The 23,736-nt window shown below is 49.1% G+C and carries 23 protein-coding genes and 1 pseudogene; 12 read left to right on the top strand and 12 right to left on the bottom strand.

Features of this window, described 5'->3' with window-relative positions; translation table 11 throughout:
• Positions 1-11: 11 nt before the first annotated feature.
• Complete coding sequence (locus tag D9742_RS13750) at positions 12-710, bottom strand: autotransporter outer membrane beta-barrel domain-containing protein (protein ID WP_130216270.1); 699 nt, start codon at positions 708-710, stop codon at positions 12-14.
• A gap of 157 nt (positions 711-867) precedes the next feature.
• On the opposite strand from D9742_RS13750, the gene tag reads away from it, so the two are divergent.
• Entirely contained in the window at positions 868-1,428 is a 561-nt protein-coding gene (tag, locus tag D9742_RS13745; protein WP_130237267.1) for a DNA-3-methyladenine glycosylase I, read from the top strand.
• A complete protein-coding gene (locus tag D9742_RS13740; RefSeq protein ID WP_130237266.1) occupies positions 1,428-1,868 on the top strand; it encodes an N-acetyltransferase in 441 nt (146 codons plus the stop codon). Before tag ends, D9742_RS13740 begins: the two co-directional genes overlap by 1 nt.
• Here D9742_RS13740 and bisC read toward each other — a convergent pair.
• On the bottom strand, positions 1,837-4,170 hold the full coding sequence (gene bisC, locus D9742_RS13735; RefSeq protein ID WP_130237265.1) for a biotin sulfoxide reductase: 2,334 nt from the start codon (positions 4,168-4,170) through the stop codon (positions 1,837-1,839). The genes D9742_RS13740 and bisC overlap by 32 nt on opposite strands.
• A gap of 152 nt (positions 4,171-4,322) precedes the next feature.
• On the opposite strand from bisC, the gene D9742_RS13730 reads away from it, so the two are divergent.
• Together D9742_RS13730 and ghrB are read left to right on the top strand one after the other, a co-directional pair.
• Positions 4,323-4,982 (top strand): OmpA family lipoprotein, encoded by a 660-nt coding sequence (locus D9742_RS13730; RefSeq protein WP_000747625.1) that lies wholly within the window; start codon positions 4,323-4,325, stop codon positions 4,980-4,982.
• 103 nt (positions 4,983-5,085) lie between these two features.
• Complete coding sequence (gene ghrB, locus D9742_RS13725) at positions 5,086-6,060, top strand: glyoxylate/hydroxypyruvate reductase GhrB (protein WP_130237264.1); 975 nt, start codon at positions 5,086-5,088, stop codon at positions 6,058-6,060.
• Between the two features lie 48 nt (positions 6,061-6,108).
• On the opposite strand, the gene D9742_RS13720 is transcribed toward ghrB, so the two are convergent.
• Complete coding sequence (locus tag D9742_RS13720) at positions 6,109-6,819, bottom strand: DUF3053 domain-containing protein (RefSeq protein ID WP_064527854.1); 711 nt, start codon at positions 6,817-6,819, stop codon at positions 6,109-6,111.
• A 419-nt stretch (positions 6,820-7,238) separates the two neighbouring features.
• Here D9742_RS13720 and D9742_RS13715 point away from each other — a divergent pair, with 419 nt between their 5' ends.
• The 3 genes from D9742_RS13715 to D9742_RS23465 all read left to right on the top strand — a co-directional run bounded on the left by D9742_RS13715 (position 7,239) and on the right by D9742_RS23465 (position 8,234).
• Positions 7,239-7,529 carry an HTH-type transcriptional regulator gene (locus tag D9742_RS13715; protein ID WP_130237263.1) on the top strand — a complete coding sequence of 97 codons (291 nt, stop codon included), beginning with the start codon at positions 7,239-7,241 and terminating at the stop codon, positions 7,527-7,529.
• Positions 7,530-7,810: 281 nt separating this feature from the next.
• Positions 7,811-8,023, top strand: coding sequence for an RNA chaperone/antiterminator CspA (gene cspA, locus D9742_RS13710; RefSeq protein WP_000014594.1), 213 nt, complete (start codon positions 7,811-7,813; stop codon positions 8,021-8,023).
• Positions 8,024-8,162: 139 nt separating this feature from the next.
• Positions 8,163-8,234: a hypothetical protein gene (locus tag D9742_RS23465; RefSeq protein WP_212735822.1), complete on the top strand. Its 72-nt coding sequence runs from the start codon at positions 8,163-8,165 to the stop codon at positions 8,232-8,234.
• On the opposite strand, the pseudogene hokA reads toward D9742_RS23465, so the two are convergent.
• The 4 genes and pseudogenes from hokA to D9742_RS13690 form a co-directional block, all read right to left on the bottom strand.
• Positions 8,211-8,364, bottom strand: a pseudogene (gene hokA, locus D9742_RS13705) (type I toxin-antitoxin system toxin HokA). The gene D9742_RS23465 and the pseudogene hokA overlap by 24 nt on opposite strands.
• A gap of 322 nt (positions 8,365-8,686) precedes the next feature.
• A complete protein-coding gene (glyS, locus tag D9742_RS13700; protein WP_130237262.1) occupies positions 8,687-10,756 on the bottom strand; it encodes a glycine--tRNA ligase subunit beta in 2,070 nt (689 codons plus the stop codon).
• A 9-nt stretch (positions 10,757-10,765) separates the two neighbouring features.
• On the bottom strand, positions 10,766-11,677 hold the full coding sequence (gene glyQ / locus D9742_RS13695; protein WP_001168544.1) for a glycine--tRNA ligase subunit alpha: 912 nt from the start codon (positions 11,675-11,677) through the stop codon (positions 10,766-10,768).
• Between the two features lie 95 nt (positions 11,678-11,772).
• On the bottom strand, positions 11,773-12,072 hold the full coding sequence (locus D9742_RS13690; protein WP_130237293.1) for a YsaB family lipoprotein: 300 nt from the start codon (positions 12,070-12,072) through the stop codon (positions 11,773-11,775).
• A 173-nt stretch (positions 12,073-12,245) separates the two neighbouring features.
• Here D9742_RS13690 and wecH point away from each other — a divergent pair, with 173 nt between their 5' ends.
• Positions 12,246-13,241: an O-acetyltransferase WecH gene (wecH, locus tag D9742_RS13685; protein ID WP_130237261.1), complete on the top strand. Its 996-nt coding sequence runs from the start codon at positions 12,246-12,248 to the stop codon at positions 13,239-13,241.
• A 41-nt stretch (positions 13,242-13,282) separates the two neighbouring features.
• Here wecH and yiaA read toward each other — a convergent pair whose 3' ends face one another.
• The 4 genes from yiaA to xylA form a co-directional block, all read right to left on the bottom strand.
• Positions 13,283-13,720 (bottom strand): inner membrane protein YiaA, encoded by a 438-nt coding sequence (gene yiaA, locus D9742_RS13680; RefSeq protein WP_130237260.1) that lies wholly within the window; start codon positions 13,718-13,720, stop codon positions 13,283-13,285.
• Positions 13,721-13,761: 41 nt separating this feature from the next.
• Positions 13,762-14,103 carry an inner membrane protein YiaB gene (gene yiaB, locus D9742_RS13675; RefSeq protein WP_130237259.1) on the bottom strand — a complete coding sequence of 114 codons (342 nt, stop codon included), beginning with the start codon at positions 14,101-14,103 and terminating at the stop codon, positions 13,762-13,764.
• A gap of 166 nt (positions 14,104-14,269) precedes the next feature.
• Positions 14,270-15,724: a xylulokinase gene (gene xylB / locus D9742_RS13670; RefSeq protein ID WP_130237258.1), complete on the bottom strand. Its 1,455-nt coding sequence runs from the start codon at positions 15,722-15,724 to the stop codon at positions 14,270-14,272.
• Between the two features lie 70 nt (positions 15,725-15,794).
• Positions 15,795-17,117 (bottom strand): xylose isomerase, encoded by a 1,323-nt coding sequence (xylA, locus tag D9742_RS13665; RefSeq protein WP_064527882.1) that lies wholly within the window; start codon positions 17,115-17,117, stop codon positions 15,795-15,797.
• Between the two features lie 365 nt (positions 17,118-17,482).
• On the opposite strand from xylA, the gene xylF reads away from it, so the two are divergent.
• The 4 genes from xylF to xylR all read left to right on the top strand — a co-directional run bounded on the left by xylF (position 17,483) and on the right by xylR (position 22,509).
• Entirely contained in the window at positions 17,483-18,475 is a 993-nt protein-coding gene (xylF, locus tag D9742_RS13660) for a D-xylose ABC transporter substrate-binding protein (RefSeq protein WP_130210040.1), read from the top strand.
• A gap of 77 nt (positions 18,476-18,552) precedes the next feature.
• A complete protein-coding gene (xylG, locus tag D9742_RS13655) occupies positions 18,553-20,094 on the top strand; it encodes a D-xylose ABC transporter ATP-binding protein (protein WP_130237257.1) in 1,542 nt (513 codons plus the stop codon).
• Complete coding sequence (gene xylH / locus D9742_RS13650; RefSeq protein ID WP_130237256.1) at positions 20,072-21,253, top strand: xylose ABC transporter permease XylH; 1,182 nt, start codon at positions 20,072-20,074, stop codon at positions 21,251-21,253. Before xylG ends, xylH begins: the two co-directional genes overlap by 23 nt.
• A gap of 77 nt (positions 21,254-21,330) precedes the next feature.
• Positions 21,331-22,509 carry a D-xylose utilization transcriptional activator XylR gene (gene xylR / locus D9742_RS13645; RefSeq protein ID WP_130237255.1) on the top strand — a complete coding sequence of 393 codons (1,179 nt, stop codon included), beginning with the start codon at positions 21,331-21,333 and terminating at the stop codon, positions 22,507-22,509.
• Between the two features lie 206 nt (positions 22,510-22,715).
• Here the strand turns inward: xylR and D9742_RS13640 are convergent, their stop codons facing one another.
• Positions 22,716-23,540 carry a protein bax gene (locus D9742_RS13640; RefSeq protein ID WP_130237254.1) on the bottom strand — a complete coding sequence of 275 codons (825 nt, stop codon included), beginning with the start codon at positions 23,538-23,540 and terminating at the stop codon, positions 22,716-22,718.
• Between the last annotated feature and the right edge of the window lie 196 nt (positions 23,541-23,736).

The raw sequence follows: 23,736 nt of genomic DNA, 5'->3' as shown, positions 1-23,736 counted from the left end.
TAAAAAACACGTTAAAATCTGGCGCTAACGCCCATGGTATACAAATAATCACTATCATTGGCGCTATTCTCCGCCTGGGATAACGCAGCATAGGCGGCAATATGTTGGTTAAGCAACATATCGGCTCCTACGGTCACATCGAGCCAGTTACCATTCTGATTTGTCGCCGTCATGCGACTCAGGCCTGATTGAGCCTTCCAGATATTTTCACCAAATTGCTGGTTGTAGCTGATTTGCGCCCAGGGACGGAAATCGCCAAGCCGAGAATCAACACGCCAGCCTAACGTACTGACGCTGGCATGCCATAACGGATCGGTCAGCGTTGCAGTACTGTCGCCAAACTCGTTATACATCGAGGTGGTTGTGCCATCGTAATGTAATGCGGCGACTGGCCCCGTTGTAACCTGCTCATATAAAGGAAAATTCCAGCCCATACTCATACTGCTGGTCACATCCGCAGGGGTTTCTTCCGCCAGATTAACTTCCAGTCCCAGCGCTCTTTGGCTACTTTGAATACGTTGCGACAAAATATCGTTGTAATCCGGTTGGTGATCGCTATCCCAGGTATAACGCTCTGTGGTATGCCCTGGTTGCGTATCAACGATATATTCTTGTTGCCAGGCGTAAGCTGTGTTGAGAAAAAAAGAACTGATTACCACGCTCGCCAGCAGACTTAAGTGCCAGCGACCACCGCATTTTTTTATGATCATTAACACGACTCCAGGGAAGAGCCGAATTCGGCAATATTATTGTCATTGTATGTAGGATGTCGGGCATCTTAGCCCTGTATTAAATATTGACTTTTTCACCGATGCGTCAAGAAAAGAGGGTGAAATATTTACGATCGGGTACATAGCGAGGGAAAGTATGGAACGTTGCGGCTGGGTGAGTCAGGACCCGCTTTATATTGCCTACCACGATAATGAGTGGGGCGTGCCTGAAACCAACAGTAATAAACTATTCGAAATGATCTGCCTTGAAGGACAACAGGCAGGGTTATCCTGGATTACCGTTCTCAAAAAACGTGAAAACTATCGCGCCTGTTTTCATCAGTTCGATCCGGTAAAAGTCGCGGCTATGCAGGAAGAGGACGTCGAAAGACTGGTGCTTGATGCCGGGATTATCCGCCATCGTGGGAAAATTCAGGCGATAATTGGTAACGCACGGGCATACCTACAAATGGAGCAGAACGGCGAACCGTTTGCCGACTTTGTCTGGTCTTTCGTAAACCATCAGCCACAGGTGACACAAGCCAAGACGTTGAGCGAAATCCCCACGTCAACGCCTACCTCTGATGCGCTTTCCAAAGCACTGAAAAAACGCGGCTTCAAATTTGTTGGCTCGACGATTTGTTACTCCTTTATGCAGGCATGCGGACTGGTGAACGATCATGTCGTTGGCTGCTGTTGTCATCCGGGGAGGAAATAATGATTCGAGAAGCGCAACGTTTAGAATTACCTGCGATCCTTGAATTATGGCTGGAAAGTACAACCTGGGGACATCCTTTCATAGAAGAAAGCTACTGGCGTGACTGTATTCCGCTGGTGCGTGACGCTTATCTTGCCAACGCGCAAAACTGGGTGTGGGAAGAAGACGGTAAACTTCTCGGTTTTGTCAGCGTGATGGAAAGACGATTTTTGGCTGCGATGTTTGTCACACCAAAGGCTATCAGGCGCGGTATTGGTAAGGCGCTGATGCAACATGTGCAACAACGCCATCCCCATTTATTGTTGGAGGTTTACCAGAAAAACCAGCCCGCAATAAATTTTTACCATGCGCAAGGATTTCATATTGTCGACTGCGCCTGGCAGGAAGAAACCCAACTTCCCACCTGGATTATGGATTGGCAGGCGGATCAAACGCCGTAAGCGGCAGCTCCGGGCCAGTGTATTTCTCCAGCCACGCTAACGCCGTGTTACCCGCGCATCCATTCCCCAGCCGCGAGCTGGGGAGATCTTTCGTCAGCACGTTCACCGCGCCGTTTTTACAAATGCCGCCAGCAGTTGAATCCAGATCGGGCCATGCCCCTTCGTGAATGCAAATCACGCCAGGTTTAATACCTTCGCTAATGACCGCGCCGGCAAGAATCTGCCCGCGGGAGTTCCACACGCGTACCGTGTCGCCCTCTTTTATGCCTCGCGCTCGTGCATCATCAGGGTGAATAGTGACAGGTTCTCGGTTTGCCACCGCGTATAATTCACGTAGAGAACTGTAATTTAGCTGGCTATGTAAACGATGTGCGGGATGGGCAGAAAGTATCTGCAACTGCTCCGGTTCGGCATTGCCCTGCCACTCATCCGGCTCCAGCCACATCGGATGCCCCGGACAATCCGGGTAACCGTAATCCGCGATACGCTGCGAGAAGATCTCAATCTTACCACTGGCAGTTTTTAACGGATGCGCCTGTGGGTCGCGGCGAAAATCAGCAAACCGAATAAACTGTTCGCTGGTTGGGTTTTCCGGCATCTCAATGAATTGGTTTGCTTCCCAAAACGCGTCAAACGACGGTAATTCAACCTGCTGGCTTGCCCCTCGTTGTCGGGCAACGTTATAAAAAGTTTCCAGCCATTGCAGCTCAGTTTTCCCTTCCGTAAACCGCGCGTAGCCCCCCTTCTCCCAACGTTCGCTTAATTCAGCAAAGACGTCGAAATCATTACGCGCTTCGTCACGCGGTGGCACCACTTGTTTCATCGGCACAAGATGCTGGTTGCTGTAATCTCCGGTCATGGTGAGATCGTTACGCTCAAAAGACGTGGTTGCAGGCAGGACAATATCGGCGTGTTTCGCCGCCGCCGTCCAGAAGCATTCTGAAATGACCACCAGTTCCGGTTTTTGCCAGGCACGAATCAGACGATTAGTGTCCTGATGATGTGTAAAATTGGCGCCACCCGCCCACCAGATAAAGCGTATATCCGGAAAGTGACGATTCATGCCGTTGTGTTGGTATGCGCCACCTGAGTTTTCCAGAGCCTCGACAATACGGGCGACAGGAATCTTATCTACTGCATCCGTACCGCCCGGCAAACTACCCTGCATGGAAGAGAGCACTGCGGCGCGGCGCGTGGGGTTACCACCATTAGCAAAATGGTAAGAGAGGCCAAAACCGCCACCTGGTGTGCCAATTTGCCCCAACATTGCTGCCAGCGTGACAATCATCCAGTGCTTTTGCTCGCCAAACTGCTGACGCTGCATTCCCCATCCCGCCATCAGCATGGTGGTATTTTGATGGAAAATAGCCGCCAGTTCGCGGATTTTTTCTGCCGGAACACCACAAATCCCCGCCGCCCATTCGGCAGTTTTCGCTATGCCATCACTCTCGCCCTGTAAATAAGAGGCGAAGACGGCATAACCTGTGGTGCAACGCGCCAGAAACGCTTCGTCGTGCCAACCATTTTCCACCAACGTATGGGCGATCCCCAGCATCAGCGCCACATCAGTTCCCATGTGCGGTGCTACCCATTCCATTTTATCGCCAAAGAAATCGACGGTTTCCGATCGCATGGGATCAATGCAGATCAGCTTTTTCCCGCTGTCACGCAGTGCGGAAAAGTAAGAAAGCCCCTGCTCATCGGATGCATTCCACGCAATTTTCAGCGTATTTAGAGGGTTAGCACTCCACAGCACCACCACATCGCTGTGTTCCAGCACCAGCGGCCAACTGGTCTGCTGCTGATAAACTTCGCTGCCGCCCACAACATACGGCATGATCGCCTGTGCCGCGCCGGTCGAATAATCCCCCAGATGGCCGGTATAGCCGCCTGCCAGCGCCATATAGCGTTGCAACAAGGTTGACGCTTTATGCAGCACACCGTTTGAACGCCAGCCGTAGGAACCGGCAAAAATCGACGTCGGACCATAAGCTCCACGAATGCGTTTGTGTTGTTGGTGAATAAGATCCAGTGCCTCATCCCAACTGACGCGAACAAATTCGTCCTGCCCGCGAATCCCTTGTGGATTTTCCGGTGACGCAAGAAAGCCTTTACGCACCATCGGAAATCGCACCCGCGTATTGCTATGAACCTGGTCGCGAACCGCACTCTGCAAGGAGTTTTCTATTTCTGTGGTTAGCGCACCACGCGAGCTGAAAACTGTTTCACCATCGGTTTCAACCAGCATTGGTCCCCAGTGGGCGGCAGTAAGAACAGAATAACGTGAGGATGAGTTGGCCAAACCGAAGGCTCCTGAAAAGTTAGATGTATTGAGCAGTTAAATATTACTTACAAATTTCCGAGTATTCCCAGGAATAATCTTCATGTTCACGCGGCATAATCTTCCGCCACGAAACCCGTGGCAAAGAATAAAAAGGTTATTAAGGATTAACAATGAAGAAACGTGTTTATCTTATTGCCGCCGTTGTGAGTGGCGCTCTGGCGGTATCTGGCTGTACAACTAACCCTTACACCGGCGAACGCGAAGCAGGTAAATCTGCTATTGGCGCGGGTCTGGGCTCTCTCGTTGGCGCGGGTATTGGCGCACTCTCTTCTTCGAAGAAAGATCGTGGTAAAGGCGCACTGATTGGCGCAGCAGCAGGCGCGGCACTCGGCGGCGGCGTTGGCTATTACATGGATGTGCAGGAAGCGAAACTGCGCGACAAAATGCGCGGCACAGGCGTTAGCGTAACTCGCAGCGGGGACAACATTATCCTCAACATGCCGAACAATGTGACCTTCGACAGCAGCAGCGCCACTCTGAAACCAGCAGGTGCTAACACCCTGACCGGTGTTGCAATGGTACTGAAAGAGTATCCGAAAACGGCGGTTAACGTGATTGGCTACACTGATAGCACTGGCGGTCATGACCTGAACATGCGTCTGTCGCAGCAGCGTGCTGATTCCGTTGCCAGCGCGTTGATTACCCAGGGCGTTGACGCCAGCCGTATTCGTACCCAGGGTCTTGGCCCGGCTAACCCGATCGCCAGCAACAGCACCGCAGAAGGCAAAGCCCAAAACCGTCGCGTAGAAATTACCTTAAGTCCGCTGTAATCACTTTCATGCCAGGTGGTGATTCAATCACCTGGTATTCTTAGGTTTTCCTGCTTCATTTTTCAAGCTAAGGTGATCGCCTTATCAGTGAATGGAGAGAAGCATGAAGCCGTCCGTTATCCTCTACAAAGCCTTACCTGATGATTTACTGCAACGCCTGCAAGCGCATTTCACCGTTCACCAGGTGACAAACCTCACCCCACAAACCGTTGCGCAAAACGTGGATATTTTTGCCGAAGCCGAGGGCTTGTTAGGTTCAAATGAAAATGTTGATGCCGTGTTGCTGGAAAAAATGCCGAAACTGCGTGCCGCATCAACTATCTCCGTCGGCTATGACAATTTCGACGTCGATGCGCTTACCGCCCGTAAAATCCTGCTAATGCATACGCCAACCGTATTAACGGAAACGGTGGCCGATACGCTGATGGCATTGATGCTGTGTACCGCGCGTCGGGTTGTCGAGGTAGCAGAACGCGTAAAAGCGGGCGAATGGACCGCGAGCATTGGCCCGGACTGGTACGGCAGCGACGTGCATCATAAAACTCTTGGCATTGTCGGGATGGGACGGATCGGTATGGCGCTGGCACAACGTGCACACTTTGGCTTCAATATGCCGATTCTCTATAACGCTCGCCGCCACCATAAAGAAGCTGAAGAACGCTTTAACGCCCGTTATTGCGATCTGGATACTCTGTTACAAGAATCGGATTTCGTTTGCCTGATCCTGCCACTAACTGAAGAAACTCATCACCTCTTTGGCGCTGAACAATTCGCCAAAATGAAATCCTCTGCCATCTTCATTAATGCAGGACGTGGACCGGTGGTTGACGAAAATGCACTGATTACGGCATTGCAGAAAGGGGAAATTCACGCCGCCGGGCTGGATGTCTTCGAACAAGAGCCGCTGCCAGTAGATTCACCGCTGCTCTCAATGGCAAATGTTGTCGCAGTCCCACATATTGGTTCTGCTACCCATGAGACGCGTTATGGCATGGCCGCCTGTGCTGTGGATAATTTGATTAATGCGTTACAAGGGAATGTCGAGAAGAACTGTGTGAATCCGCAAGTCGCGGAATAACCGCGACTGCGTGGAGAAAAGCCCGAAAACCGCTCGGGCTTTAACTCTTTATTGGGTTGCAGTTACTGCTGTAGTCCAGGCCTGATTAAACGCCTGATGCTGTGCCGGTAATGGCGCAATCAGTTTGTTATATTCACTCGCCTGCTGTGACGTCGGGAACTGAATACCATTCGCCACAAAGCTTACCTGAGTACCCTGCTGGGAAATATAGTCCCCAACCATTACCAGTTGTTGTGTAAAGGTTTGTGCCGCCGGAATCAACGGTTGTAACGCATCAGCCGGTGTCGTCACCACTTTGGTGAATGCCTGATCAAAGACTGGTTTCAGGTCATCAGTCTGTTTCAGCGCAGAGTGCGCGGCATCGGCCTGCAACTTCGCATTTTGTAGCTGTTGCGCCAGTACACCCAGCGAACCGTTCATTTCACGCAGTGGACCACTTTGCGTGACATAATCCTGTGGTACACGAATTGCGTTAACGCTGTCTACAACCGGACGCAGACCGGAATCCATCGCCTGATTCACCTGTTGGGAATAGCCATACAGAATCGCGTAATCAGAGACAAAAGGACCAAATTGTTTTTTCTGATCGGCAGTCAGGGTTGGTAGACGTTCACCGCTACGCATCACTGTATTCTGCAGGAAGTCGATAAACGCTTTACGCTGATCGCCTTCTTTATCAAAACACCCACTCAGGCTAACTACCATTAATAACGCCGCAAGAGGCGCAAACCAGCGAGAGCAGGACTTTCCTGTCGCCATTTTCTTACTCCTTTCACCCAAAAAAAGCGCACAACGACACATGCGTGTCTGACGTGACAAGGATAGTCCAGGACAAGCTTGCAAGATACCCTTTATGCATAATCTTCCTGGGAAAATGATGTAGAAAATGAAGGAAGGTTAATTTGTTGTTTCATTGTTAAAAACAGGCATTGCTATTGCTTTTTTTAGCCAGAACTTTACTTCTCTTCGCTAAGGGAAATTTTCGGAATCTTTACAATCCTGGATTCTGCGAAATATATCGGAGTTAATCATATCGTTAGGTAACTATAAGTCACAGTTATTGATAAGCTGAATCGAATCACACTCTGGTTGCTTCCCGCTGAGTCTGTGTTTCCCGACTATTCTTAATGAGCTTCAATGCAATTCACGATCCCGCAGTGTGATTTGAGGAGTTTTCAATGGAATATAAAGATCCAATGCTTGAGCTGTTGAGCAGCCTGGAACAAATTGTTTTTAAAGATGAAACACAGAAGATTGCCCTGACGCACAGACCTACGCCCTGTACCGAGATTGAGCAATTACGCAAAGGAACGGGGTTAAAAATTGATGATTTCGCCCGGGTTTTGGGCGTATCCGTTGCGATGGTAAAGGAATGGGAATCCAGACGAGTGAAGCCTTCCAGTGCTGAACTAAAATTAATGCGTCTGATTCAGGCCAATCCTGCATTAAGTAAGCAGTTGATGGAATAGAGTTTTATTAACTTTTTTGATGTTTACGGTCCTGATGACAGGGCCGTTTTCCGACCGATTAATCATAAATTTGAAAAATAATTGTTGCATCCACCCCCAATGCGTGGCTTAATGCACATCAACGGTTTGACGTACAGACCATTAAAGCAGTGTAGTAAGGCAAGTCCCTTCAAGAGTTATCGTTGATACCCCTCGTAGTGCACATTTCCTTTAACGCTTCAAAATCTGTAAAGCACGCCATATCGCCGAAAGGCACACTTAATTATTAAAGGTAATACACTATGTCCGGTAAAATGACTGGTATCGTAAAATGGTTCAACGCTGACAAAGGCTTCGGCTTCATCACTCCTGACGATGGCTCTAAAGACGTGTTCGTACACTTCTCTGCTATCCAGAACGATGGTTACAAATCTCTGGACGAAGGTCAGAAAGTGTCCTTCACCATCGAAAGCGGCGCTAAAGGCCCAGCAGCTGGTAACGTAACCAGCCTGTAATCTCTGCTTAAAAGCACAGAATCTAAGATCCCTGCCATTTGGCGGGGATTTTTTTATTTGTTTTTCAGGGAATAAATAATCGATCGTGTAATCGAATCTATTATTATTTTTATGAAGAATAAATTTGGGTGCAATGAGAATGCGCAACGCCGTAAGAAAGGCGGGAATAATTTCCCGCCAAAGACTCTTACTCTTTCAAATTGCAGGCTAAAAATGCCGCCAGCTCATAACTCCCCTGTTTAATATGCAATTCACACAGTGAATCTCTTACCATCCAGGTGAAAAATAAAAGCGTGAAACAAATCACTATTAAAGAATAGTAATCTATATTTCTGCGGCATTCCTAGCCTCCTGTGTTGATTTCCAACGAGTAAGAGGCTAACCTTATGGTGTTCAGGCATAGGGTAGCCTCACTTTGATTTATAGTCAGGTGGGGCTTTTCTCTGTCTGCCTTTCGGTGAATACCTGAGACAAACAGTCTCAAGCACCCGTGGCTATTCTAGCTTAATAATTTCGTTTCTTCTCCTTGATATAATCCTAAAAAAATCTCATAAAATTAATATATGAGATAATCTTTATTCAGCAGAAGATTATTAAAGGTAGCTGTATTATTTATCGATAAAAAAAGCCTGCCAGGTGGCAGGCTATTTAATAACGGCGTTATTACTGCAACAGCGAAATATCCGCAACGCGCAGGAACAGTTCGCGCAGTTTTTCCAGCATAGTCAGACGGTTGATACGCAGATCTTTATCATCAACCATGACCATCACTTTATCGAAGAAAGCATCTACCGGCTCACGCAACTCGGCGAGTTCGACCAGCGCATCCTGGTAACGACCTTCAGCAAAGTACGGCTCCAGCTTGTCGCGCAGTACAACCACCTGCATCGCCAGTTTAATTTCTTCTGGCTCTTTCAGGGTGGAGGCGTTAACGCGATCGCTCAAGACTTCGTTAGATTTCGCCAGAATGTTGGAGACACGCTTGTTCGCCGCCGCCAATGCAGCTGCCGCTTCCAGAGTACGGAAATGCGATACCGCCTTCATACGGGCATCGAAATCAGCCGGACGAGTCGGACGACGCGCCAGTACTGCCTGGATGGTGTCGACGGTGTAACCTTCGTCCTGATACCAGGCGCGGAAACGGCCGAGCATAAAGTCGATAACATCATCAACTACGTTGGCATTAGTCAGCTTATCGCCATACAGACGCACCGCTTCTTCGGTCAGCGTTTGCAGATCGAGGTTGAGGTTCTTCTCAACGATAATACGCAGCACGCCAAGTGCGGCACGACGCAGCGCAAACGGATCTTTGTCGCCTTTCGGATGCTGACCAATACCGAAGATACCCGCCAGGGTGTCCATCTTGTCTGCAATCGCCAGCGCACAAGCCACCGGGTTAGACGGCAGGTCATCACCAGCAAAGCGCGGCTGATACTGCTCGTTCAGCGCGACTGCTACGTCTTCCGCTTCGCCATCGTGACGTGCGTAGTGCATACCCATCACGCCCTGAGTGTCGGTGAACTCGAAGACCATGTTGGTCATCAGGTCACACTTAGACAGCAGGCCCGCGCGGGTTGCGTGGTTAACGTCAGCGCCAATCTGTTCAGCAATCCAGCCAGCCAGTGCCTGGATGCGGTCAGTTTTGTCACGCAGTGTGCCAAGCTGTTGCTGGAACAGCACGGTTTGCAGGCGCGGCAGGTTATCTTCCAGACGTTTTTTACGGTCGGTGTTGAAGAAGAACTCAGCATCCGCCAGACGTGGACGAACAACCTTTTCGTTACCGGAGATAATTTGCTGCGGATCTTTCGATTCGATGTTGGCAACGAAGATAAAGTTCGGCAGCAGTTTGCCGTCGTTCGCGTACACCGGGAAGTACTTCTGGTCACCTTTCATGGTGTAAACCAAGGCTTCAGATGGCACTGCGAGGAATTTCTCTTCGAATTTCGCAGTCAGCACAACCGGCCATTCAACCAGAGAAGCCACTTCTTCCAGCAGGTTTTCGCTTAAGTCAGCGTTACCGCCAATCTTACGCGCAGCTTCTTCGGCATCAGCTTTAATCTTCGCTTTACGTTCTTCGTAATCGGCGATGACTTTACCGCGCTCACGCAGAATTTCCGGATACTGATCGGCGTTGTCGATGGTGAACTCCGGTTCGCCCATAAAGCGGTGGCCACGAATCACGCGATCGGACTGAATACCCAGAATGGTTGCCGGAATGACTTTATCGCCCAGCAGCAGAGTCACGGTGTGAACCGGACGCACGAAGTGGACGTCAGACGCGCCCCAGCGCATCAGTTTCGGGATAGGCAGTTTCGCCAGCGAAGTCGCAACCATATTCGGCAGCAGTGCTTCGGTACTTTCGCCCTTCACGTGGGCGCGATACAGCAGCCATTCACCTTTATCGGTAGTCAGACGCTCAGCCTGGTCAACGGTAATACCGCAGCCACGCGCCCAGCCTTCTGCCGCTTTGCTCGGTTTGCCTTCAGCGTCGAACGCCTGGGCAATCGCCGGGCCGCGTTTTTCGATTTCGCGATCTGGCTGTGCTTCCGCCAGGTTAGCCACTTTTAGCGCCAGACGACGCGGAGCCGCAAACCATTGAACGGTGCCGTGTGCGAGGCCAGCGTTATCCAGCTCCGCAGTAAAGTTCGCAGCAAAGGACTCTGCCAGGCTGCGCAGTGCTTTTGGTGGCAGCTCTTCAGTGCCAATTTCCACCAGAAAAGTTTTCTCAGACATGGCCGCCTCTTACTTATCTTTGTTGCACATCGGGAAGCCGAGGGCTTCACGGGAAGCGTAATATGCTTCTGCCACTGCTTTGGTCAGGGTGCGAATACGCAGAATGTAGCGTTGACGCTCGGTGACGGAGATGGCTTTACGCGCATCCAGCAGGTTGAAGCTGTGGGCGGCTTTCAGAATACGTTCGTAGGCTGGCAGCGGCAGCGGATTTTCCAGCGCCAGCAACTGCTGGGCTTCTTTCTCGTACTGCTCGAAGCAGGTGAACAGGAAGTCCACATCCGCGTATTCGAAGTTGTAAGTGGACTGCTCCACTTCGTTCTGATGGAACACGTCGCCGTAGGTGGTTTTACCCAGCGGGCCGTCGCTCCAGACCAGGTCGTAAACGCTGTCTACGCCCTGAATGTACATGGCCAGACGTTCCAGACCGTAAGTGATCTCGCCGGTAACCGGTTTACACTCCAGACCACCAACCTGCTGGAAGTAAGTGAACTGCGTCACTTCCATGCCGTTCAGCCACACTTCCCAGCCCAGCCCCCAGGCACCCAGCGTCGGGTTTTCCCAGTTATCTTCCACAAAGCGGATGTCGTGGATGGTCGGGTCCATGCCCAGCTCTTTCAGGGAACCGAGGTACAGCTCCTGAATATTATCCGGCGATGGCTTGATGACCACCTGGAACTGATAGTAGTGCTGTAAACGGTTGGGGTTTTCGCCGTAGCGACCATCGGTCGGGCGACGAGAAGGCTGGACATAAGCAGCCGCCATCGGTTCTGGCCCCAGCGCGCGCAGACAGGTCATTGGGTGAGAGGTTCCCGCGCCGACTTCCATGTCCAATGGTTGAACAATGGTGCAGCCCTGGCGAGCCCAGTAATCCTGTAAGGTCAGGATCAAGCCCTGGAAGGTCCTGGTATCAAACTTTTGCATATTATTTCGTGCTGGATACGTGTGGATTTAAAGGAAGGGATCAGTATACCCGCTGGATGGAAGATATACAGTACGAAACGGGAAAAAGGCAGGCCTTAACGCATGGAAAGATGCAAAAAATGGCCATCTGCGTCAAAAGAACAGACAAACTGCTCTTTCCGGAAGGTATAACCGCGCATTTCGTAGCTCCCCTGGAACTGTTCAAATGCAGTGACGTCGATTTTTTGCTCGCCGGTGTTATAACGTTTTGCCGCCTGATCCTTGCACAACGCTTCCATATTCAATGAACGCAGCGGATCAACCTTTACCCGCTGTGCTTTTTGTTCGGGTGGCGGTGTCGAGCATCCCACTAACACAATAAGCGCCATTGCTGGAAAGAAATTGTTCATCATCATTAAATTACCGTCTTATTTGCAGGTGAGTCTTATTATTAATATCGGTATAGTGGCTGAATCTAACGAATTTCCTCAAGCCTCTATAAGCTGTAGAGATAAAACTCGGATTATTCCAGTGCACCAGCCGGATGATTTATCGGTCAGACCTTTTTTAACCAGTTACAGAGACACAGATGCAGCCCAAAATTTATTGGATTGATAACCTGCGAGGGATAGCCTGTTTAATGGTGGTGATGATTCATACCACCACCTGGTATGTAACCAACGCCCATAGCGTTAGCCCCGTAACCTGGGATATCGCGAATGTTCTAAATTCGGCCTCCCGAGTCAGCGTGCCGCTATTTTTCATGATTTCCGGCTATCTCTTTTTTGGCGAACGTAGCGCCCAGCCGCGCCATTTCTTGCGTATCGGCTTATGCCTGCTGTTTTATAGCGCAATCGCGCTGCTCTACATTGCACTGTTTACCTCCATCAATGTGGAGTTAGCGCTGAAAAACCTGCTACAAAAACCTGTGTTTTATCACTTATGGTTTTTCTTCGCGATTGCGGTGATTTATCTGGTTTCGCCGCTGGTTCAGGTGAAAAACGTTAGCGGTAAAATGTTGCTGGTACTCATGGTGGTGATTGGCATCATCGCTAACCCAAACACAGTGCCACAGAAGATCGACGGCTTCGAATGGCTACCGATTAACTTATATATCAATGGCGATACTTTTTACTACATCCTGTATGGCATGTTGGGCCGCGCCATTGGCATGATGGATACGCAACATAAACCGCTGTCGTGGATGAGCGCCGCACTGTTTGTTGCGGGAGTATTTATTATCTCTCGCGGGACATTATATGAATTACAGTGGCGCGGAAATTTTGCCGATACCTGGTATCTCTATTGCGGACCGATGGTTTTTATCTGCGCAATCGCGTTACTGACGCTGGTAAAAAACACGCTGGATACACGCACTGTTCCCGGGCTTGGGCTGATATCACGCCATTCTTTAGGTATATACGGGTTCCACGCATTGATTATCCATGCGCTGCGCACCCGGGGGGTTGAGCTTAAAAACTGGCCAATACTGGATATTATTTGGATCTTTTGCGCCACGCTGGCCACAAGCTTATTACTTTCTGTGCTGGTGCAACGAATCGACAGAAACAGATTCGTGAGTTGAGCAAAAGCCCGGACACATTGGACTGGCCGGGCTTACGCAGATTATTCGCTATATTCTTCCTGAGTAACTTGTGTTTCTTTTGGTGAGTTTATTCCAGCATCACGAATATTCTTCTGCACCGCTACTGCACCAAACAAGCTTAAGAAGAAAGCCAGTCCATAAAAACCTTTTTCGCTGAGTAATAACGTCGCATTCCACAGACCTACCATCAGTAACGCAACAGAGATAATAAAGACAGCCAGGCAGGTCATATAATAAATGGAGGTGGTCGGTATGCCTTCATACTTGTCCCGAACGGTCTTTTGATAAGACGCCGCAGAAAACAGTCCTAATACCAGTACGGCAAAATAATATCCTTTTTCATTTAACTGCATCTCTGCATTCCATAGTCCTAACAGATAGGTAACGATACCACCAACGAGAGCTATCCATGACACAATGCTAAATGCCGGAGAATAGGTTGATATTTTGTTTTCCATCACAGAGTTCCTTTCATATTACATTGTAAGAGCTACATAGCTCATGCTGAACGCAATAACCGCATCTGACCAAACAAGCAAGCAAAAAAGGCAATGGGATAAATCACCATTTCATAGGCGCTAACGGGTGCATTTAAAACACCGATAAACAACAGACCGATAGTGAATAACGCAACTAACTGGCAGATGCGAATAAACATGTCATCCAGTTGCCCGAGCTTTTCAGCACGAAGATAAGCATAATTGCCAAACGTTCCCGTCATTAACACGCCGAGAAAATAGCCTTTGCCGCTTAACAATGGGCATGAGTTCCATAGCCCAACCAGATAAACCAGCGCCCCGACAACAAATAATAGTTTTGCCACAGTCTTTGAGGTTTTCATAATGATCTCCGTATCTACCAGCGATACATTACGAGTAACCAACGAAAGACAAAACTGAAAAACACCATTAACAAATGATTTTCAGAATAAATTCATATTAAATATTAATGAGTTGATTATTTATATAGACGGGAATTATCCCCTGCCCGGCCAGCAGGGGATAAGTTTACGCCATTAACGGCAGAAGTTGCTGATAGAGACGACGGAATGTTTCGCGTCGTGGCTGATAAGCGGCATGATGCTGCGCGTTCGGCATATGCGACTGCTCTAACGGCAGTTGCGGCAACAATTCACTGAGCGATTTATCTGGATTCACCGCAATCTGCGCCAACCTTGCGGCGCCCAGTGCTGGCCCGACATCCCCCCCCGTGCGGTAATCCAACTGCTGACCGCTGATATCCGCTAGCATCTGACGCCAATACTCACTACGAGCTCCGCCACCAATCAGCGTAATACTTTGCGGTTTAATCCCGCAGGCGTGCACTACATCCATGCCATCAGCCAACGCATAACCCACGCCTTCCAGCACTGCTCGCGCCAGTTCATTAGGACCGTGCTGATGGGTCAGGCCAAAGAAAACACCCTTCGCCTGTGGATTATTGTGCGGGGTACGCTCGCCGGAAAGATAAGGCAAAAACCAGATTGGCTCGGCACTTTCATCTGCCTGTTGCGCAGCTGCAATTAAGGCTGGGACATTGCTCAGGCCAGTTAATTTAGCGGCCCAATCCAGACACGATGCCGCACTCAGCATCACCGACATTAAATGCCAACGCTGTGGTAATGCATGGCAAAAGCTGTGTACGGCGCTTTCTGGCTTACTTAAGAACCCTTCGCTCACCGCAAAATAAACACCAGAAGTCCCCAGCGACAGCATCGCCTGGTTGGCATCAACCATACCCACACCAACCGCGCCAGCCGCATTATCGCCGCCGCCCGCGACAACGGGCACTGTCGCCATTCCCCATGCTTTTGCCACCTCGGGTAGTAAAGTTCCGGTAACTTCACTGCCTTCGTATAATGCGGGCATCTGGTCACGAGATAGCTGGCAAGCTTCCAGCATGACATCACTCCAGTCACGCTTCGCGACATCCAGCCACATGGTGCCTGCCGCATCAGACATATCACTGGCAAACTCTCCGGTCATACGCAGACGCAAATAATCTTTTGGCAATAAAACTTTGTCTACCTGACGGAATATCTCTGGCTCATGGTGCTGCACCCACAGCAGCTTAGGCGCAGTAAAACCAGGCATCATCAGATTGCCGGTTATAGCGCGCGAATCCGGGACTCGTGCTTCAAGCAAAGCGCACTCTTGCGCACAGCGTCCGTCATTCCACAAAATGGCTGGACGTAATACCTGCTGTTGAGCATCAAGCAACGTTGCTCCGTGCATCTGCCCGGCAATACCTAATGCCTTAACATCTTGCAAAGAATATTGTTGCGCAAGCGCTCTCACCGCGCGATCAGTCGCCTGCCACCACTGTTCCGGGTCTTGTTCTGACCAGAGTGGATGCGGGCGTGAAACGATTAGTTTTTCTGTTTGTGAAGCGATTACCTCACCCTGTTCGTTGAGCAGAATGACTTTCACGCCCGATGTGCCAAGATCTATCCCGATATACATAGCGATCGTTCCTTAAAAAATGCCCGGCATCGCTACCGATAACCGGGCCAACGAACTGCACAGTTAGCCGTTATTTGTCGAACAGATAATGGTTTACCAGATTTTCCAACTGCTCCTGGCGACCACTCTGATGCACCGGTGCAAGATTATGTTCCTGGGCATATTTTGCTAAATCCGCCAGTGACATTTGGCCTTTCAGAATTTGCTGGCCCAGTTCGCTATTCCAGCCGGAATAACGTTGCGCTACGCGTTTATCCAGCTCACCATCTTCAATCATGCGTGCTGCAATTTTCAGCGCCAGTGCCATCGTATCCATCGCGCCAATATGACCGTAAAACAGATCATATTTATCAGTGCTTTGACGACGTACTTTGGCATCGAAGTTCAAACCACCGGTGGTAAAACCACCTGCTTTGAGGATTTCATACATCACAAGCGCATTCTCTTCCACACTGTTCGGGAACTGGTCGGTATCCCAGCCCAACTGCGCGTCGCCACGGTTAGCATCGACAGAACCGAACAGACCAAGCGCAATAGCGGTGGCAATTTCATGATGGAAAGAGTGACCCGCCAACGTTGCGTGGTTTGCTTCAATATTCAGTTTAATCTCTTTTTCCAGGCCAAACTGCTTCAGGAAGCCGTAGACCGTCGCGGCATCGTAATCATATTGATGTTTGGTCGGCTCTTGTGGTTTCGGTTCGATAAGCAGGGTACCCTGGAAACCGATTTTATGTTTATGCTCAACCACCATCTGCATAAAGCGGCCAATCTGTTCACGCTCCTGACGCAAATCGGTATTCAGCAGAGTTTCGTAACCTTCGCGACCGCCCCACAATACATAGTTTTCACCACCCAGTTTATGCGTCGCTTCCATCGCCGTAACGACTTGTGTTGCTGCCCAGCTGAAAACTTCCGGGTCTGGATTCGTCGCTGCGCCCGCGCCATAACGTGGGTTAGTAAAGCAGTTAGCGGTTCCCCACAGCAGTTTCACGCCGCTCTCTTCTTGTTTACCTGCCAGCACATCGACCATTTGCGCAAAGTTATTGATGTACTCTTTTAACGATGCGCCTTCTGGGGAAACGTCCACATCGTGGAAGCAATAAAAAGGCACATGTAATTTGTGGAAAAACTCAAATGCGACATCTGCTTTACGCTTCGCCAATGCCAGCGCCTCGCCAGGTTGCTGCCACGGACGGTTAAATGCGCCTACACCAAACATATCTGCCCCGTTCCAGCAGAAGGTGTGCCAATAGCAAGCGGCAAAACGCAAATGGTCTTCCATACGCTTACCCAACACCAGTTCGTCGGGGTTGTAGTGACGGAATGCTAACGGGTTGGAGGATTTCGGGCCTTCATAACGAACGCGATCGAGCTGGTCAAAATAAGCTTGCATAATGAACTCCATAATCAGGTAATGCCGCGGGTGATGGATGATGTCGTAATATTGGGCACTCCCTTTCAGTTGCTCAATTATGTTATTTCACACTGCTATTGAGATAATTCACAAGTGTGCGCTCGCTCGCAAAATAAAATGGAATGATGAAATTGGGTAATTACTCGAAGAGAAAAATGCAACAAATTCGATTAACCAACAAAAATAAGATCTCGGTCATAAATCAAGAAATAAACTAAAAATCGTAATCGAAAGATAAAAATCTGTAATTGTTTTCCCCCATTTAGTTGCTAAAAATTGGTTACGTTTAACGCGGTGATTGTTACTTTTTAAAGCTACCCTCTACAAAAGAAGGCCTCTGAACCATGAAAATAAAGAACATTTTACTCACCCTGTGCACCTCACTTTTGCTAACCAACGTTGCGGCACATGCCAAAGAAGTCAAAATCGGTATGGCTATTGATGATCTCCGTCTTGAGCGCTGGCAGAAAGACCGGGATATTTTCGTGAAAAAAGCTGAATCTCTCGGCGCAAAAGTATTTGTGCAGTCAGCAAATGGTAACGAAGAAACTCAAATGTCGCAGATTGAAAACATGATTAACCGGGGAGTCGATGTTCTTGTCATTATTCCGTATAACGGACAGGTATTAAGTAACGTTGTAAAAGAAGCAAAACAAGAAGGCATTAAAGTATTAGCTTACGACCGCATGATTAATGATGCTGATATCGACTTTTATATTTCTTTCGATAACGAAAAAGTGGGCGAACTACAAGCAAAAGCGCTGGTCGATATCGTCCCGCAAGGGAATTATTTCCTGATGGGCGGCTCTCCGGTGGATAACAACGCCAAACTTTTCCGCGCCGGGCAAATGAAAGTATTAAAACCTTACGTCGACTCCGGGAAAATTAAAGTCGTAGGCGACCAATGGGTTGATGGCTGGTTACCAGAAAACGCGCTGAAAATTATGGAAAACGCGTTGACCGCCAATAATAACAAAATTGACGCTGTTGTTGCTTCTAACGATGCTACTGCTGGCGGGGCTATTCAGGCATTAAGCGCGCAAGGTTTGTCAGGGAAAGTTGCCATTTCCGGTCAGGATGCGGATCTCGCCGGCATTAAACGTATTGCTGCGGGTACGCAAACCATGACGGTGTATAAACCGATTACTCTACTGGCAAATACGGCCGCAGAAATTGCCGTTGAATTGGGCAACGATCAACAACCTAAAGCAGATACCACCCTGAATAATGGGCTGAAAGATGTGCCATCCCGCCTGCTGACGCCTATTGATGTGAATAAAAACAACATCAAAGACACGGTGATTAAAGACGGTTTCCACAAAGAGAGCGAGCTTTAAGCGTTACGTCCCTGTCAATAACGGGGACGTGATTTCTCTCCATGCCGCATGAACTGATTGGCTTAGGTGGAGTCGTTATGTCTTATCTACTTGAAATGAAGAGCATTACCAAAACTTTCGGCAACGTAAAGGCGATAGATAACGTCAGTTTGCGGCTAAATGCTGGCGAGATCGTCTCACTTTGCGGTGAGAACGGTTCTGGTAAATCAACATTAATGAAAGTGCTATGCGGAATTTATCCCTTTGGCAGTTACGAAGGCGAAATTACTTTTGCTGGTGAAGTAATACAGGCAAGTCACATCCGCGATACCGAACGCAAAGGTATCGCCATCATTCACCAGGAATTAGCATTGGTGAAAGAGTTGACCGTGCTGGAAAATATCTTTCTTGGCAATGAGATAACCCGCAATGGGGTAATGGATTATGACCTGATGACGCTACGCTGTCAGAAACTGTTAGCGCAAGTCAGCTTATCCATTTCACCAGATACCCGCGTTGGTGATTTAGGGCTTGGGCAACAACAACTCGTTGAAATTGCCAAGGCACTAAATAAACAGGTGCGTTTATTAATTCTCGATGAACCGACAGCCTCATTAACTGAGCTGGAAACCACAGTTTTACTGAATATTATTCGCGATCTGCAACAACACGGCATCGCATGTATCTATATTTCTCACAAGCTCAACGAAGTCAAAGCGATTTCCGACACAATTTGTGTTATTCGCGACGGTCAGCACATAGGTACGCGTGATGCAGCCGGAATGAGCGAAGACGATATTATCACCATGATGGTTGGGCGAGAATTAACGGCGCTGTACCCAAACGAACCACATACCACAGGCGATGAAATATTACGTATAGAGCATCTGACGGCATGGCATCCGGTTAATCGTCATATTAAGCGGGTTAACGATGTCTCGTTTTCCCTGAAACGTGGCGAAATACTGGGGATTGCTGGACTGGTCGGCGCTGGTCGCACCGAAACTATTCAATGCCTTTTTGGCGTTTGGCCCGGGCAATGGGAAGGGAAAATTTATATTGATGGCAAACAAGTGGATATTCGTAATTGCCAGCAAGCCATCTCCCAGGGTATTGCGATGGTGCCAGAAGACAGAAAGCGCGATGGTATCGTTCCGGTAATGGCGGTTGGTAAAAATATTACCCTCGCAGCACTCAGTAAATTTACCGGGGGTATTAGCCAGCTTGATGATGCCGCAGAGCAAAAATGTATTCTGGAATCAATCCAGCAACTCAAAGTGAAAACGTCGTCTCCGGAACTCGCTATTGGACGTTTAAGCGGCGGCAATCAACAAAAAGCGATCCTGGCGCGCTGTCTGTTACTCAACCCGCGCATTCTCATTCTTGATGAACCTACCAGGGGTATCGATATTGGCGCGAAATACGAGATCTACAAATTAATTAACCAACTCGTCCAACAGGGTATCGCCGTTATTGTCATCTCTTCTGAATTACCTGAAGTGCTTGGTCTTAGCGATCGCGTACTGGTGATGCATGAAGGAAAACTAAAAGCCAACCTGATAAATCATAACCTGACTCAGGAGCAGGTGATGGAAGCCGCATTGAGGAGCGAACATCATGTCGAAAAGCAATCCGTCTGAAGTGAAATTAGCCGTACCGACATCCGGTGGCTTCTCTATGCTGAAATCACTGAACTTACAAGTTTTCGTGATGATTGCAGCAATCATCGCCATCATGCTGTTCTTTACCTGGACTACTGACGGCGCCTATTTAAGCGCCCGTAACGTCTCCAACTTGCTGCGCCAGACCGCGATTACCGGCATCCTTGCTGTAGGGATGGTATTCGTCATAATTTCTGCCGAAATCGACCTCTCGGTCGGCTCGATGATGGGGCTATTAGGTGGCGTCGCTGCTATCTGCGACGTCTGGTTAGGCTGGCCTCTACCATTCACCATTATTGTGACGCTGGTTCTCGGACTGCTTCTCGGCGCATGGAATGGTTGGTGGGTCGCGTACCGCAAAGTGCCTTCATTTATTGTCACCCTGGCGGGCATGTTGGCATTTCGCGGTATCCTCATTGGCATCACCAACGGTACGACGGTTTCACCCACCAGCGCCGCAATGTCACAAATTGGACAGAGCTATCTACCCGCCAGCACCGGTTTCATTATTGGCGCGCTTGGCTTAATGGCTTTTGTCGGCTGGCAATGGCGTGGAAGAATGCGCCGACAAGCTTTAGGTTTACAGTCTCCGGCATCTACAGCGGTAGTCGGTCGCCAGGCTTTGACCGCTATCATCGTATTAGGCGCAATCTGGCTGCTAAATGATTACCGTGGCGTTCCTACTCCTGTCCTGCTGCTGACGTTGCTGTTACTCGGCGGCATGTTTATGGCAACAAGGACAGCTTTCGGACGGCGCATTTACGCTATTGGCGGCAATCTGGAAGCGGCACGACTCTCCGGAATTAACGTAGAACGCACCAAACTTGCCGTGTTTGCTATCAACGGATTAATGGTGGCCATCGCCGGATTAATCCTCAGTTCGCGGCTTGGTGCAGGTTCACCTTCTGCCGGGAATATCGCCGAGCTGGACGCCATTGCCGCCTGCGTGATCGGCGGTACCAGTCTGGCAGGCGGCGTCGGGAGCGTGGCTGGAGCGGTAATGGGGGCATTCATCATGGCTTCGCTGGATAACGGCATGAGTATGATGGATGTTCCGACCTTCTGGCAGTATATCGTCAAAGGTGCGATTCTGTTGCTGGCAGTATGGATGGACTCCGCAACCAAACGCCGTTCCTGATTTTGATAAAAATTTTCTCAAAACCGGTAACGTATTGCCGGTTTTGAGTTTTTGCATGATTCAGCAGGAAAAGAACCATGTTTACTAAACGTCACCGAATCACATTACTGTTCAATGCTAATAAAGCCTATGACCGTCAAGTTGTAGAAGGTGTGGGAGAATATTTACAGGCGTCACAATCGGAATGGGATATTTTCATTGAAGAAGATTTCCGCGCCCGCATTGATAAAATCAAGGACTGGTTAGGAGATGGCGTTATTGCCGACTTTGACGATAAACAAATCGAGCAAGCGTTGGCTGATGTCGACGTCCCTATTGTCGGGGTTGGCGGCTCGTATCACCTGGCAGAAAGTTATCCGCCTGTACATTACATTGCCACTGATAACTATGCGCTGGTTGAAAGCGCATTTTTGCATTTAAAAGAGAAAGGCGTTAATCGCTTTGCTTTTTATGGTCTGCCAGAGTCGAGTGGCAAAAAATGGGCAGCCGAGCGCGAATATGCTTTTCGCCAACTCGTAGCTGAAGAAAAGTACCGTGGTGTCGTTTATCAGGGGCTGGAAACTGCACCAGAAAACTGGCAGCACGCGCAAAACCGGTTGGCTGACTGGTTGCAAACGCTGCCACCGCAAACCGGGATTATTGCCGTTACTGACGCCCGGGCGCGGCATATTCTGCAAGTTTGCGAGCATCTTCATATTCCCGTACCGGAAAAACTATGTGTAATTGGCATCGATAACGAAGAGCTGACCCGCTATCTTTCTCGCGTTGCGCTTTCTTCGGTTGCCCAGGGCGCACGGCAAATGGGCTATCAGGCGGCAAAACTTCTGCATCGATTGTTAGATAAAGAAGCGATGCCGTTGCAGCGGATTTTGGTCCCGCCAGTACGCGTCATTGAACGGCGTTCTACGGATTACCGCTCGTTGACCGACCCGGCTGTTATTCAGGCCATGCATTACATCCGTAATCACGCCTGCAAAGGGATTAAAGTGGATCAGGTGCTGGACGCTGTCGGGATATCGCGCTCCAATCTAGAGAAGCGTTTTAAAGAAGAGGTGGGCGAAACCATTCACGCAATGATTCATGCCGAGAAGCTGGAGAAAGCGCGCAGCCTGCTGATTTCAACAACCTTATCGATCAACGAGGTATCGCAAATGTGCGGTTATCCATCGTTGCAATATTTCTACTCTGTATTTAAAAAAGCGTACGACACAACGCCAAAAGAGTATCGCGATGTAAACAGCGAGGTCATGCTGTAGCGAGACTGAAAAAGCCGCCAGGCATGATGAGAAGCGTCGGTTCAGGCAACGCTGCGTGGTTGTCGGATGCAGCGTAAACGCCTTATCCGACCTACCCGCCAGGCATGATAAGACGCGACAGCGTCGCATCAGGCAGATAGCACGACTGTCTGACAGAGAAAAGCCTTATCCGACTTGTTGGTCGGATAAGGCTGAAAGGAATGCAATTACATATGTGCAGCAATTAACCGCTGGTTATCCTGGTACATCGCGAAGAGATAGTTGTTATAACTCTGTCCCTTCGTTGAATAACCTTTCAGCTTATGAATCATCGCTGTGGCGGTAACTTCCTGATCCGCTTTACGCAACTGCGCGCGCGATTTACGGAACGAAGCGTAAGCCGGGTGTGTATTCAGGTTGGTGACATAGGCGCTCACCGATTCTTTGACAGAACTGAACTGTGAGTAGCCCTTCACTTTACCCGGTGCATTGGTACAACGCCCTTTCATGCACTTCATGCCAAACAGGTTGTTGTTGTTACGCGCCAGCTTCGACGTACCCCAACCACTTTCTGCCGCAGCCATCGTCGCCACCATACTGGTTGGGATAATGTCTACGCGTTCAAGTAGCGTATTCCACGGGATTTTTCGTGTATTACCAGACCACTTCACCTTATAGCGTTTGGCGATGTCTTTCAGACGCGCACGTTCTGCAGGCGACCATTGTCCCTGGTACTGTTTTGAAATCAGCCAGTTACGTTCCGCCGTAATGGCAGCATTTTGGCTGGTAATGTAAGGCATTACGGTCCGGAGAAACGCTTTTTTCCTTGGTGTTCCGGAAGGGTATTTTCGCAAATCAGGAAGTGAACTGCTCTTTGCACTATTGCGAGAATACTCTTGTTTACTGCTTAGCTGTTTATTACTAGCTTTGGTTATGTGGGACTTTTGACTCGCTGTTGTCGTGTGCGTCTTCGCTAACACCTCACTCGAAAACATCAGAGTGAGTAACATAAGAATCATCGCCCCATATCGTCGTATGGGAGTCAAAATCATCAGTTCTCCTGGTCGGATTAAATCATTCCAACACCTTATATTTTTCACAAATTTGAGAGTTGAATCTCAAATCATATCAAAAATAGCTGTCAAGAGCACCCCAAGAAATAGTCCAAATCTGAAACTATGTCACGTGATAACCGTTAAGATTGGCGCTAAATCGCAGAAAATGTGGGGTTTATCGCAAAAAATAAGC

The organism is Escherichia sp. E1V33, assembly GCF_004211955.1.
GTDB lineage: Bacteria > Pseudomonadota > Gammaproteobacteria > Enterobacterales > Enterobacteriaceae > Escherichia.
Note: the sequence above shows the minus strand (reverse complement) of the source record. Positions and strands in the feature narration are given on the sequence as shown.

Excerpts from the sequence above, each read along its gene's own strand:
- ghrB (WP_130237264.1), top strand. The coding sequence starts at position 5,086 with ATGAAGCCGTCCGTTATCCTCTACAAAGCCTTACCTGATGATTTACTG.
- xylF (WP_130210040.1), top strand. The coding sequence starts at position 17,483 with ATGAAAATAAAGAACATTTTACTCACCCTGTGCACCTCACTTTTGCTA.
- D9742_RS13715 (WP_130237263.1), top strand. The coding sequence starts at position 7,239 with ATGGAATATAAAGATCCAATGCTTGAGCTGTTGAGCAGCCTGGAACAA.
- glyQ (WP_001168544.1), bottom strand. The coding sequence starts at position 11,677 with ATGCAAAAGTTTGATACCAGGACCTTCCAGGGCTTGATCCTGACCTTA.
- D9742_RS13740 (WP_130237266.1), top strand. The coding sequence starts at position 1,428 with ATGATTCGAGAAGCGCAACGTTTAGAATTACCTGCGATCCTTGAATTA.
- xylB (WP_130237258.1), bottom strand. The coding sequence starts at position 15,724 with ATGTATATCGGGATAGATCTTGGCACATCGGGCGTGAAAGTCATTCTG.
- wecH (WP_130237261.1), top strand. The coding sequence starts at position 12,246 with ATGCAGCCCAAAATTTATTGGATTGATAACCTGCGAGGGATAGCCTGT.
- xylA (WP_064527882.1), bottom strand. The coding sequence starts at position 17,117 with ATGCAAGCTTATTTTGACCAGCTCGATCGCGTTCGTTATGAAGGCCCG.
- yiaB (WP_130237259.1), bottom strand. The coding sequence starts at position 14,103 with ATGAAAACCTCAAAGACTGTGGCAAAACTATTATTTGTTGTCGGGGCG.
- D9742_RS13640 (WP_130237254.1), bottom strand. The coding sequence starts at position 23,540 with ATGATTTTGACTCCCATACGACGATATGGGGCGATGATTCTTATGTTA.
- yiaA (WP_130237260.1), bottom strand. The coding sequence starts at position 13,720 with ATGGAAAACAAAATATCAACCTATTCTCCGGCATTTAGCATTGTGTCA.
- xylG (WP_130237257.1), top strand. The coding sequence starts at position 18,553 with ATGTCTTATCTACTTGAAATGAAGAGCATTACCAAAACTTTCGGCAAC.
- D9742_RS13690 (WP_130237293.1), bottom strand. The coding sequence starts at position 12,072 with ATGATGATGAACAATTTCTTTCCAGCAATGGCGCTTATTGTGTTAGTG.
- xylR (WP_130237255.1), top strand. The coding sequence starts at position 21,331 with ATGTTTACTAAACGTCACCGAATCACATTACTGTTCAATGCTAATAAA.
- tag (WP_130237267.1), top strand. The coding sequence starts at position 868 with ATGGAACGTTGCGGCTGGGTGAGTCAGGACCCGCTTTATATTGCCTAC.
- xylH (WP_130237256.1), top strand. The coding sequence starts at position 20,072 with ATGTCGAAAAGCAATCCGTCTGAAGTGAAATTAGCCGTACCGACATCC.
- D9742_RS13720 (WP_064527854.1), bottom strand. The coding sequence starts at position 6,819 with ATGGCGACAGGAAAGTCCTGCTCTCGCTGGTTTGCGCCTCTTGCGGCG.
- cspA (WP_000014594.1), top strand. The coding sequence starts at position 7,811 with ATGTCCGGTAAAATGACTGGTATCGTAAAATGGTTCAACGCTGACAAA.
- glyS (WP_130237262.1), bottom strand. The coding sequence starts at position 10,756 with ATGTCTGAGAAAACTTTTCTGGTGGAAATTGGCACTGAAGAGCTGCCA.
- D9742_RS13750 (WP_130216270.1), bottom strand. The coding sequence starts at position 710 with ATGATCATAAAAAAATGCGGTGGTCGCTGGCACTTAAGTCTGCTGGCG.
- D9742_RS13730 (WP_000747625.1), top strand. The coding sequence starts at position 4,323 with ATGAAGAAACGTGTTTATCTTATTGCCGCCGTTGTGAGTGGCGCTCTG.